This window comes from Roseobacter sp. (assembly GCF_039970775.1).
Classification (GTDB): domain Bacteria; phylum Pseudomonadota; class Alphaproteobacteria; order Rhodobacterales; family Rhodobacteraceae; genus Roseobacter.
The window spans coordinates 22,956-34,879 of record NZ_JBDVLG010000056.1 but is presented as its reverse complement, the minus strand read 5'-3'; the positions used below and the strand labels follow the sequence as shown (position 1 = coordinate 34,879).

Sequence of the window (11,924 nt, the reverse complement as noted above, 5' to 3'; positions counted from 1 at the left end):
CACAACGCACAGAATACGAACGGAGACCCAGCATGAGTAAAGTCATCAAAAACGGCACCATCGTCACCCATGACCTGACGTACAAGGCCGATGTCTTGATCGAAGACGGCAAGATCGTTGAAATTGGCCCAAACCTGCAAGGTGATGTCTCGCTGGATGCGACGGGGTGCTATGTCATGCCGGGTGGGATTGACCCGCATACCCATCTCGAGATGCCGTTTATGGGCACCTATTCGTCGGATGATTTCGAGAGCGGCACCCGCGCGGCATTGGCCGGTGGCACAACGATGGTCATCGATTTTGCGCTGCCGTCACCGGGGCAGGGCCTGCATGACGCGCTCAAGATGTGGGACAACAAATCAACCCGCGCCAATTGCGACTATTCGTTCCATATGGCCGTGACATGGTGGGGCGAGCAGGTCTTCAACGAAATGGAAAGCGTGATCAAGGATCGTGGGATCAACACGTTCAAGCACTTCTTGGCCTATAAAGGAGCGTTGATGGTGAATGACGATGAACTATACGCGTCTTTCAACCGCTTGTCTGAATTGGGCGGCATTGCAATGGTGCACGCCGAAAACGGCGATGTGATCGCAGAACTGTCCGCGAAACTACTGGCGCAGGGCAACACCGGGCCAGAGGCGCATGCCTATTCCCGCCCGCCGCAAGTGGAAGGCGAAGCAACCAACCGCGCGATTATGATCGCCGATATGGCCGGGGTGCCGCTTTATGTGGTGCATACCTCTTGCGAGGAAAGCCACGAGGCCATTCGCCGGGCGCGTCAACAGGGCAAACGTGTCTGGGGCGAGCCGTTGATCCAGCACCTCACGTTGGACGAAAGCGAATATTTCAACGCCGATTGGGACCACGCCGCGCGCCGCGTCATGTCACCGCCCTTTCGCAACAAGCAGCACCAAGACAGCCTGTGGGCCGGGTTGCAAGCGGGCAGCCTAAGCGTGGTGGCCACCGATCACTGCGCCTTTACCACCGAACAAAAGCGCACGGGTGTGGGGGATTTCACGAAAATTCCTAACGGCACGGGGGGGCTGGAAGACCGGATGCCAATGCTGTGGACCCACGGTGTTGCAACGGGCCGCCTGACGCCGAATGAATTTGTCGCCGTGACGTCGACGAATATTGCCAAGATCCTCAATTGCTATCCGCGAAAGGGGGCTGTGTTGGTGGGGGCTGACGCCGATCTGGTTGTGTGGGACCCGGAAAAAGAAAAGACCATTCAGGCCAGCAGCCAGCAATCTGCGATTGATTACAACGTGTTCGAGGGGCAGAAGGTCAAGGGGCTGCCACGGTTCACCCTGACACGTGGGCATGTGGCGGTTCATGACGGCGAGATCCGCACCCAAGAAGGGCACGGCCAATTCGTCAAACGCGCGGGCAACGGCACCGTCAACAAGGCGCTGTCATCGTGGAAAGAGCTGACTGCGCCGCGTCCCGTTACGCGGACAGGCATCCCGGAAACGGGTGTCTGATGGTTTCGATTAGTGGTAACGGTGCGCGGACGTCCTGCCTGGGGCGTCTGTTTGTGACAATAAGGACCGCGGTGTGACACTTATCCAAGCTCGAGATCTGGATCTGACGTTTGAGACAAACGATGGCCCGGTTCATGCCCTCAAAGGGGTTAGCCTGACCATCGAAAAGGGCGATTTCGTTTCGTTTATTGGCCCATCTGGGTGCGGTAAAACCACGTTTTTGCGGTGTATTGCGGGGTTGGAAACGCCGACCTCTGGCGAGATCAGTGTCAACGGGATGACCCCCGACGAAGCACGCCGTGCGCGGGCGTATGGCTATGTGTTTCAGGCCGCAGGGTTGTACCCGTGGCGGACCATCGGCGGCAACATCCGACTGCCGCTTGAGATCATGGGGTTTTCCAAATCCGATCAGGCGGAACGGGTGACGCGGGTGTTGGATCTGGTCGATCTGGCTGGATTTGAAAAGAAATTCCCGTGGCAGCTTTCGGGCGGGATGCAGCAGCGTGCCTCTATTGCGCGGGCTTTGGCGTTTGATGCCGATATTTTGCTGATGGACGAACCTTTTGGCGCATTGGATGAGATCGTGCGCGACCATCTGAACGAACAGCTGCTAGGCCTTTGGGCCCGAACAGAAAAAACCATCGGCTTTGTGACCCATTCGATCCCTGAAGCGGTGTATTTGTCCACAAAGATCGTTGTGATGAGCCCGCGCCCCGGTCGGATCTCTGACGTGATCGAAAGCCCGCTGCCGCGTGAACGCCCGCTCGATATTCGCGACAGCCCGGAATTTATCGAAATTTCCCACCGGGTCCGGGATGGGCTGCGCGCGGGGCACACGGATGCGTAACCTGCGCACAACACACGCCGCAGTCCGTGCATCGGTACGCACCAAACGGGCGGGTGATACCACTAAAACCGCAGGGGGGCGTTACAGATGACCCGCATCTTGCCCGTTTTGACCGTGATCCTTGTGATCGTCGCCTTCTGGACGGCCTGCGTTATCCCGATGAACGCACATTTGACCGCAGATCAGGCGGCACGCGACGGTGTCATTGTTACCCCCGAAACGCCTGCCGCACGTCAAGAACTAACCGGTGTGGCACTGGCCGTGATGAACCCGGCGATCATCTCGCAGACCTTTGTGCAAAAACGGCCCCGCTTGCCGTCACCGCATCAGGTCGTGGGTGAGCTATACGACACAGTATTTGCCAAAAAGATAACCTCAAAACGGTCGTTGGTGTTTCATGGTTGGGTGACTTTATCCGCGACCTTGCTGGGGTTTGCGATGGGCACAACGCTGGGGATCGTGCTGGCGGTTGGCATTGTGTACAATCGCACGATGGACAAATCAGTGATGCCGTGGGCGATCACATCTCAGACCATCCCGATCTTGGCCTTGGCGCCGATGATCATTGTGATGTTGGGCGCTATTGGCATTCAGGGGCTTTTGCCCAAATCGATTATTTCGGCTTACCTTAGTTTCTTTCCGGTGGTTGTCGGCATGGTCAAAGGTCTGCGCAGCCCCGATACGATGCAGTTGGACCTGCTGCGTACATATAATGCCAACGCGAACCAAGCCTTTTGGAAACTGCGGTTGCCGGCCTCTACACCCTATCTGTTTGCGTCCCTCAAGATAGGTATTTCTGCGGCCTTGGTCGGTGCGATTGTGGGCGAATTGCCAACAGGCGCACGGGCGGGGTTCGGCGCACGGATGTTGGTGGGCGACCAATATGGCCAGCCGCTCGTGACGTGGGCTGCGTTGTTTGCAGCCGCCCTGACAGCCGCCGCTTTGGTGGCACTACTCAGCCTGATCGAACGGCAGACGCTCAAGCAAATGGGGATGCAGGCAGCATGATCATGGCATGGATATACGCCGGTGCGATCTGGGCGGCCGGATGGTGGTTGAATGCGCGGCTGTCTCACTCGGCGGCGTCTGATACGCGCTCTATCCGGTTTCTGATCCCGCTGATCTTTGGTGTGACTATCATCGCGATGTGGGAAATCTTGGTGCAAATGCTGGACGTTAGTGCGGTGATATTGCCGCCGCCATCGGCGATTATTGTGCGCTTTGCTGGGTCGTTACATCTGCTGTGGGCGGACTTTGAACAGACCATCCTGAAAGGTGCGCTCACGGGGTACGTCGTGGGTATGATCGCAGCCTTTGTGGTGGCGATCCTCGCGGATCGGTCGCCGTTTTTGACCAAAGGTATCTTGCCGGTGGGGGCGTTCATGGCGGCATTGCCCATTGTTGGCACAGCGCCGATTTTCGTTAAATGGCTGGGCAGTGATTGGCAGTCAAAGGCGGCCGTGGTCGGGGTGATGGTGTTTTTCCCGATCCTTGTAAACACGGTTGCGGGTCTCAAAGACACCAGCGTGATGCAGCGCGATCTGATGCGCACCTATGGCGCGGGCTATTGGCCGACCCTTTTCAAACTGCGCCTGCCAGCGGCAATGCCCTTTATTTTCAACGGGCTGAAGCTGGCGACAACCTTGGCCCTGATCGGGGCGATTGTGGCCGAATTCTTTGGCTCTCCGACAGTGGGGATGGGGTTCCGCATTTCGACGTCCGTCGGTCAGTTGGCCATGGACATGGTCTGGGCAGAAATTATCATAGCCGCGATCGCAGGGTCCGCGCTTTATGGTGTGATGGCAGTGATAGAACAACGGGTGACCTTTTGGCATCCATCGCAACGATAATCAGACGGTGACAAACCGCGATAACATGTATTCAACAAGGAGATTACTATGAAAGAACTCGCACTTGCGGCTGCGCTTGCAGCATCACTCGGCGCCACAACGGCACAGGCGGATGGCCATGCCAATACCGTCAATCTGCAATTGCAATGGGTGACGCAATCCCAGTTTGCCGGGTACTATGTGGCCCTCGACAAAGGGTTCTACGCCGAAGAAGAGCTGGACGTGACCATTCTGCCCGGTGGCCCCGACATTGCCCCCCCACAAGTGTTGGCCGGCGGTGGCGCGGACGTGATGCTGAACTGGATGCCATCTGCGTTGGCTGCCCGCGAAAAAGGTCTGCCGGTGGTGAACATCGCGCAACCGTTCAAGACCTCTGGTCTGATGCTGACGTGCTGGAAAGACTCTGGGATCACATCGGTTGATGACTTCAAAGGCAAAACCATCGGTGTGTGGTTTTTTGGCAATGAATACCCCTTCCTAAGCTGGATGTCCCAAGAAGGCATCGGCACGGATGGTGGCGAAGATGGCGTCACGGTTCTGAAGCAAGGGTTTAACGTTGATCCATTGCTGCAACGGCAGGCCGATTGTATTTCAACGATGACGTATAATGAATACGGTCAGGTTTTGGATGCAGGTGTGTCGCCTGATGAACTGGTGACCTTTAAGTACGAAGACCAAGGGGTCGCCACCCTCGAAGACGGGATCTACGCGTTAGAAGAAAACCTCGAGGATCCGGTTTTTGTCGACAAAATGGTGCGGTTTGTGCGCGCGTCGATGAAGGGTTGGAAGTACGCCGAGGCACATCCAGCCGAAGCCGCTAGCATCATCATCGAAAACGACGACACAGGTGCTCAATCTGAAGAAGCGCAGCTGCGTATGATGCAAGAGATCGCCAAGCTGACGGCCGGGTCTGACGGTGCGTTGGATGAGGCTGATTTCAACCGTACGGTTGAAACCCTGCTGGCAGGTGGGTCTGACCCGGTGATTTCAAAAGTACCAGAAGGTGCGTTCACCACGGCGATCACGGACAAAGCGTTGAACTAACCCTTTGCGGTTTTAGTGTGAACCACGACGAAAGAGCCCAGCGGTTGCCGTTGGGCTCTTTGTTTTTGAGGCTGTGCTAAATGGGGGGTGTTTGGTTTTACTGACGCGTGTCTCAAACCGGGCCTGCCTCTTGCGGGGTGGGCCTCTTTGGGGTGGTCTCTGGCGCCAAGGTTACCCCCAGCGCCAGCAATCGCGGTGTTACAGGCGACGGCCCGCGTCGGCGTCAAAGAAGTGCACCGCGTCGGGTTTCAATGTGATCCGTGTGGGCCCTGTTTGCGCGGCTTGATCTTTGGCCACACTCACCGAGAAAGGCTGCCCGCTAAGGCTGCCGTGCAGCAACCGATGTGCGCCCAGTTCTTCGATAATATCGACCTCAAAGGGCAGGGCGCCCGCATCATCAAGGGTCACGTCTTCGGGGCGGATCCCAATGCGGATCTTACCGGTTGCCGTAGGAGCACCGGCGCCGTTCAGTGACAAACCACCGTCCAATGTCGCCTGTTGACCGTCGCTTGTGCCCTCAAAAATGTTCATCGGCGGCGCACCCATAAAGCTTGCCACAAAGGTAGAGGCGGGCTTGCTATAGATCTCTGCGGGCGTGCCGACCTGTTCGATTTTACCGGCGTTCAGCACGATAATGCGGTCAGCCAATGTCATCGCTTCGACCTGATCGTGGGTGACGTACATCGCCGTGACGTCCAACCGTTGTTGCAGCGCACGGATCTCGATACGCATTTGGTTGCGCAGCTTTGCGTCCAGGTTCGACAGCGGTTCGTCGAACAAAAACAGATCAGGCGATCGTACAATAGCGCGGCCCATCGCAACACGTTGACGTTGCCCACCAGACAGCTGGCTGGGCCGGCGGTCTAGGTATTCGGTCAGGTTCAGCATCTTTGCCGCGTCAATGACTTTAGCTTCGATCTCTGATTTGGGCAGCCCGCGGTTTTTCAGCCCGTAGCCCATGTTTTTGGCCACAGTCATATGCGGATAGAGCGCGTAGTTCTGGAACACCATCGCGATATTCCGGTGCGCTGGGTCGGTGTCGTTCATGACCTGATCACCGATGTGCAATGTGCCGCCGGTGATGTCTTCGAGGCCCGCAACCATACGTAGCAGTGTGGATTTGCCGCACCCTGATGGCCCGACCAGCACGATCAATTCACCGTGGGGGATGTCGATGCTGCAGGGTTCCACCGCTTCGACACCGTTTGGGTATACCTTACGGACCCCGTCGAGTTTAACATTTGCCATGTTGATGGCTCCTTACTTATCGGATTCTGTGAGGCCCTTGACGAACCAGTTTTGAAAGAACACCACGATCGCCACAGGCGGCAGCATCGCAATCAGCGACAGCGCCATGGCTTGCCCGTATTCCGGGATCGAGTTGCCATCGCTATAGACCTGAATGATCTGCCGGATGCCCCGCACCAGGGTGAAGAGGTTTTCATCGGTGGTGATCAGCGTGGGCCATAGATATTGGTTCCAGCCAAAGACGAACATAATGATGAACATCGCCGCAATCATTGTGCGGCTCAGCGGCACCAAAATGTCGATGAAAAATTTCACCGGACCGGCGCCATCAATGCGTGCGGCTTCGACGAGTTCCTCAGGGACCGACCGAAAGAACTGCCGGAAGAAGAACGTGGCCGTTGCCGACGCGATCAGCGGAACGATCAGGCCCGTATAGGTGTTGGCCAGCCCCATGCTTTGGATGACCTCGTAAGAGGGCAAGATGCGCACTTCGAGCGGCAACAGCAGCGTGGTGAAGATGATCCAAAAGGCGAATGTCGCAAACCGCAGGCGGAAATAGACGATGCCGTAGGCCGCCATCATGCCGATCAGGATTTTACCAAAGGCAAACCCTATCCCGAGGATAAGCGAGTTCATCAGCATTTTGAAACCGTCGACTTCATCGGTGAAGCCGCCTTTTTCAAACATCGCCTGATGGAAGTTCGCTGCTAGATCGCTGCCGAACCCCCATTGCATTCCGTGACGGTGGATCGTCAGCGGGTCGTGGCTCGAAGAGGCGAACACCAGATAGATCGGCAGCAGCATCAACAATGCCCCCGTGATCAGCACAGCGTGGTCGCCAACCGCTTCCCATTTGATGCGTTTGCGCGCCGTGTCGGGTGCGACGTCGGTGAGGTCTTGTGTAATATCAGCCATGTTTATGCTCCCTCACGTATAGTGGATGCGGCGTTCGAGGAACCGGAACTGGAAGATCGTCAACGCCAGAACCAGCACCATCAAGATCACCGATTGCGCCGAAGACCCACCCAGATCATTGCCACGGAACCCGTCGACGAAGACCTTATAGACAAGGGTCATTGGGTTGTTGCCCGGTTCACTTTTCACCAGTGTGTCGATGATACCGAAGGTGTCAAAGAGCGCATATGTGATGTTGATGATCAGCAAGAAAAACGCGGTCGGTGCCAGCAGCGGGAAGGTGATATCCCAAAAGCGGCGGGTGCCGGACGCATTGTCGATCAGGGCCGCTTCGCGCACCGCGCGGGGGATCGATTGCAGGCCCGACAGGAAGAAGATGAAATTCACCGGGATCTGTTTCCACACGGCGACAACGACCATCGCAGTCGCGGTGTCGCTGTAGTTCACGCCCAGACGGAATTCGTATCCAAAGAACGCGTAGAGCTCGGTTATGGGGCCGTTGCCTTGGTTGAACAACATCACACCCGTCAACCCGGCTACGGGGGGGGCGACGGCGTACACCCACATCAATAAGGTGCGGTATGTCTTGGCACCGCGGATGACCTTGTCGGCCTTCACGGCCAGTAGCAAGGCAATGCCCAGCGACAAAAACGTGACCAGAGCGGTATACCAAAGCGTGAACCACGCCACGCGTTTGTATTCGGAGGATTTCAGGATGTCGGTGTAGTTGTCCGTCCCGACGTAGGTCGAGCCAAACCCAAACGGGTCCTGAAGATAAAAGGATGATTGGATAGCGTAACCCGCCGGCCAATAAAAGAAGACCATAATAATGGCCAGTTGTGGCACCAGCAATAAGAGTGGCAGCCAAGGATGTGTAAACCCAGCGCGTTTCACCTGTTGTCCCCCCAGGGTCGTTAAAAATGTCAGGCGGCCTGCGTGGGCCGCCTGATCGTATTATGGATGGTTAGCCTTGGGTCTTTGCAAAACGTGCAAGCAAAGCGTTGGCTTCTTCTTCGATGGTGGCAAAGGCATCTTCGACGCTTGTTTCGCCGGTCAGGATGCGGCCGTATTCACGGTTCATCACGTCACGGATCTGCACGTAAAAGCCCATACGGTACCCACGGGTCCAATCGCCAGCTGGCAAGGACAGCTGTTGAATGCCAACTTCGGCGGCTGGTTTTTCTGCGTAGTAGCCTTCGGTTTTGGCCAGATCGTAGGCGGCTTCTGTGATTGGCACATAGCCGGTTTCTTTGTGCCACATGACCTGCACTTCGGAGGACGCCATGAATTCAAAGAACTTCGCAGTTGCTTCGTTTTCTTCAGCCGACTGGCCGGACATCGCAAAGAGGGCCGCACCACCAATAAAGGTCTGCTTGGGTTCTTCGGTCACGCCGTTCCAATAGGGTAACATGGTCGCCGAGAAAGGGAATTCGACTTTTTGCGTCAACCCGCCAAAAGACCCGGAAGACCCCAGCCACATTGCGACTTTGCCGTCTTCGAAGGGCTTGGAGTTGTCACCCCAACCGGTGCCGTACCATTCGAACAGACCTGCTTCTTTCCAGTCTGCGAGCGCTTGGAAATGTGCTTTGATCGCCGGGTGGTTCACCAGGATTTCTGTCGCCGGTTCGTCATAGCCGTTGCCGTTGTTGGCAAATTGGATGTCATGGCGCGAAAAGAAGTTTTCGGTAAAGATCCATGGCAGGTGCGATTGGGACAACGGGATGTATCCGGCGTCTTTCAATGCAGGCGCTGTGGTTTCGGCGAATTCTTCCCATGTTTTGGGCGCTGTTACGCCAGCGGCAGTCAGGGCGTCTTCGTTATAATACAGGATCGGAGTGGACGAGTTGAACGGCATGCCGATCATCTTGCCATCTGAATCCGCGTAGAAATAACGTACGCCAGCAATGTAGTCATCGATGTCGAAATCGATTTTATTTTGCTCAAACAGATCCTGAACCGGGATGACCGCGCCTGCGGCACCAATTACGGTGGCGGCACCGGCGTCAAACACCTGCATGATGTTGGGCTGTTCGCCGGCACGGAAGGCCGCGATACCTGCGGTCAGGGTCTCTTCGTAGGTCCCTTTGAACACGGGCGTGATCGTGTAGTCGCCTTGGCTCGCGTTGAAATTTTCTGCGATTTGGTTGACTGTCTCCCCCAACTGTCCCCCCATCGCGTGCCACATGGTGATTTCGGTTTCTGCCAAACTGGCACTGGCCGTCAGGCCAAATGCTGTCGTTGCAGCAATTTTGATTAGTTTCATGTTTTTCTCCAAACCCTTGTCGGTTACGCAAGGCATTTCAGTGTCCTGCGACCCGCCTGCGCGGCGCAGTATTTTATGTGCGACAGCAGGCGATGTTCGATCACGATAGCCGTGATATCAATCGGCTTCAACGGGATTGAGTCCGCACCTGTGCACGGGCGTCCCCTACGCGGCATAGACGACAGTCTTGTGACAACTGCCCGTTTTGAACCTGTTTTTTGAGGGCGCAAATGAGGGTGCTGACGCGGTGTGTAATTTGCACGTAACGCCGCGGGAATTTACAATACATATGCGTATGGTTGAGGCGTGAAACAGATTAACGTTTATCTAAAGCGACTGAAAATAGGTTAATACGGCGTATTTTATTAAATGTTATAGGTTTTGAAGGGCCTCATCCGGTGGCGATTAACCGAATTTCAGAACCCGATTGTTATGAATAAAACCGGGAGATGCGGATATATCGTGTCGAAAAATGGTGGGTGTAACATTGAAATTTCTATTGATTCAATTCTGCGCGTTGGCGGTGCTGTTGAGTGCCTGCGGCGAGGCAGTCACACGTGGCGAATCGCCCCGGATCCTCGCGATGGGTGATTCCATGATGGCCTGGCACGCGGGGAGCGATGAAGGCATCGCTGACGGTGTTGAGCAAATGCTGCAGCAGCAGGTCATTGACCGTTCGGTGGTTGGTGCACGTGTTTTGTACCACTTGCCGATCACGGGTGCGATGGGCCTGAACATCTCAAAGCAATATGTACCCGGACAATGGGATTGGGTGATCGTGAACGGCGGCGGCAATGATTTGTGGCTGGGATGTGGTTGCATCCGGTGCGACGGCAAGATCAACCGGATGATCAGCGCCGATGGTCAATCTGGCAAGATCGCGGCTATGGTGCAGAACATTCGTCAGTCCGGCGCGCGGGTTATTTACGTCGGGTATCTGCGCAGCCCTGGTGTGGGGTCGATCATCGAACATTGCCGCAGCGAAGGAAACGAGCTGGAGCGCCGCATTGGCCGCATGGCGCAAGCCGACAGCGGTGTGCATTTTGTCTCGTTGCAGGGGTTGGTCCCGCATGGAGACAGGTCATTCCACGGGGGCGATCGCATTCACCCGTCCAAAAAGGGCAGCGATGCAATCGCGCGCCGGATTGTGGATGTGATCAACGGTTAACAATCAGAGCGGGGCAGGCGTGACAGGCCCATTTGGGCCAACGTCAGCCCCACCTCTTGTGTCAATAAATCCCAAAGGCGGTGCAATCCGGGCTCACCGCCTGCGGCAATCGCGAATTGCATCGCGCGCCCAAAGAAAACGAAACTCGCGCCCATTTGATACGCCTTAACGACGTCTTCACCAGACCGCAGGCCGCTATCATAAAACAACGGATATGTGTCCCCAACGACGTCGCGAATGGCGCGCAATGCCAAAATCGGGGGCGGTCCGGCATCCAACTGACGCCCTCCGTGGCTCGAAACTTGGATCGCGTCGACGCCTTCTTCTTTTAAGCGCAAGGCATCGCCCACATGGGTGACACCTTTGGCAACCAGCTGCCCGTCCCATTGATCGCGCAGCCGTTTCAAAAACCCCCAGTCAGCGGCGGCCCGGCTTTCGGTGCGATCAAAGGAAAATCCATCTTGGGTGAAATTGGCCAGCACCGGTGTTCCTGCCCGTACCGTTGGGATTGACCAAAACGGATGCAGCGCAAAGTCAATAAATTGCATCGGGCCAATGCGGAAGGGCATCTTGAAACCACGCCGCAGTTCGCGCGGGCGGCGGCCAACTTCGGGGACGTCTAGCGTCACGACCAACGTGCGATATCCGGCCACTTTGGCACGTTCAACAAGCTTTTGTGTCCCGCTGCCATCGCCGCTAAAATACAGCTGAAACCAGGCGTGACCGTTGGCTTCGTCGATGATTTTCTCAAGACTGGTTGACGCCACGGTAGATGCTCCAACCGGTACGTGGTGTTTTGCGGCCATGCGCGCCAACATCAGGTCGGCGCCCGGCGCTGAAAGGTTGCACATCCCCATCGGGCTGATCCCAAAGGGCGCGTGACCTGCATGGTCAAAGACAGGTGCGCTCAAATCGCGGTCCTTGACGTTGACCAAAACGCGCGGCTGCAACTGAATGTCGCGCAGAGCGGCAAGATTGCGGGCCTCGGCCACACCTTCTCCCGCCGCTCCATCAATGTAGTCGAATACCATCCACGGCAAACGTCGGCGCGCCAGGCGGCGGGCGTCTGTATAGCTGTGGATGGCATCCGCACGGCGCACGT

Annotated in this window: 11 protein-coding genes; 6 read left to right on the top strand and 5 right to left on the bottom strand. The window is 56.4% G+C overall.

Annotated elements, in window-relative coordinates; genetic code table 11:
* Positions 1-32: 32 nt before the first annotated feature.
* The 5 genes from hydA to ABJH13_RS15625 all read left to right on the top strand — a co-directional run bounded on the left by hydA (position 33) and on the right by ABJH13_RS15625 (position 5,228).
* Entirely contained in the window at positions 33-1,487 is a 1,455-nt protein-coding gene (gene hydA, locus ABJH13_RS15645) for a dihydropyrimidinase (protein WP_348407154.1), read from the top strand.
* Positions 1,488-1,560: 73 nt separating this feature from the next.
* Positions 1,561-2,334 (top strand): ABC transporter ATP-binding protein, encoded by a 774-nt coding sequence (locus ABJH13_RS15640; protein WP_348407153.1) that lies wholly within the window; start codon positions 1,561-1,563, stop codon positions 2,332-2,334.
* An 87-nt stretch (positions 2,335-2,421) separates the two neighbouring features.
* Complete coding sequence (locus ABJH13_RS15635) at positions 2,422-3,342, top strand: ABC transporter permease (protein WP_348407152.1); 921 nt, start codon at positions 2,422-2,424, stop codon at positions 3,340-3,342.
* A 2-nt stretch (positions 3,343-3,344) separates the two neighbouring features.
* Positions 3,345-4,184: an ABC transporter permease gene (locus tag ABJH13_RS15630; protein ID WP_348407151.1), complete on the top strand. Its 840-nt coding sequence runs from the start codon at positions 3,345-3,347 to the stop codon at positions 4,182-4,184.
* A gap of 48 nt (positions 4,185-4,232) precedes the next feature.
* Positions 4,233-5,228, top strand: coding sequence for an ABC transporter substrate-binding protein (locus ABJH13_RS15625; RefSeq protein WP_348407150.1), 996 nt, complete (start codon positions 4,233-4,235; stop codon positions 5,226-5,228).
* 198 nt (positions 5,229-5,426) lie between these two features.
* Here the strand turns inward: ABJH13_RS15625 and ugpC are convergent, their stop codons facing one another.
* The 4 genes from ugpC to ABJH13_RS15605 all read right to left on the bottom strand — a co-directional run bounded on the left by ugpC (position 5,427) and on the right by ABJH13_RS15605 (position 9,654).
* A complete protein-coding gene (gene ugpC / locus ABJH13_RS15620) occupies positions 5,427-6,476 on the bottom strand; it encodes a sn-glycerol-3-phosphate ABC transporter ATP-binding protein UgpC (RefSeq protein WP_348407149.1) in 1,050 nt (349 codons plus the stop codon).
* A gap of 12 nt (positions 6,477-6,488) precedes the next feature.
* On the bottom strand, positions 6,489-7,391 hold the full coding sequence (gene ugpE, locus ABJH13_RS15615) for a sn-glycerol-3-phosphate ABC transporter permease UgpE (RefSeq protein ID WP_348407148.1): 903 nt from the start codon (positions 7,389-7,391) through the stop codon (positions 6,489-6,491).
* Positions 7,392-7,403: 12 nt separating this feature from the next.
* Positions 7,404-8,285: an ABC transporter permease subunit gene (locus tag ABJH13_RS15610; protein ID WP_348407147.1), complete on the bottom strand. Its 882-nt coding sequence runs from the start codon at positions 8,283-8,285 to the stop codon at positions 7,404-7,406.
* Positions 8,286-8,355: 70 nt separating this feature from the next.
* Complete coding sequence (locus tag ABJH13_RS15605; RefSeq protein WP_348407146.1) at positions 8,356-9,654, bottom strand: extracellular solute-binding protein; 1,299 nt, start codon at positions 9,652-9,654, stop codon at positions 8,356-8,358.
* A 487-nt stretch (positions 9,655-10,141) separates the two neighbouring features.
* Between ABJH13_RS15605 and ABJH13_RS15600 the strand changes: the two genes are divergently transcribed.
* Positions 10,142-10,822, top strand: a complete 681-nt coding sequence (locus ABJH13_RS15600; RefSeq protein ID WP_348407145.1) for an SGNH/GDSL hydrolase family protein — start codon at positions 10,142-10,144, stop codon at positions 10,820-10,822.
* Here ABJH13_RS15600 and ABJH13_RS15595 read toward each other — a convergent pair.
* Positions 10,819-11,922, bottom strand: a complete 1,104-nt coding sequence (locus tag ABJH13_RS15595) for an alpha-hydroxy acid oxidase (RefSeq protein WP_348407144.1) — start codon at positions 11,920-11,922, stop codon at positions 10,819-10,821. The two genes, ABJH13_RS15600 and ABJH13_RS15595, sit on opposite strands and share 4 nt — an antisense overlap.
* Positions 11,923-11,924 lie beyond the last annotated feature (2 nt).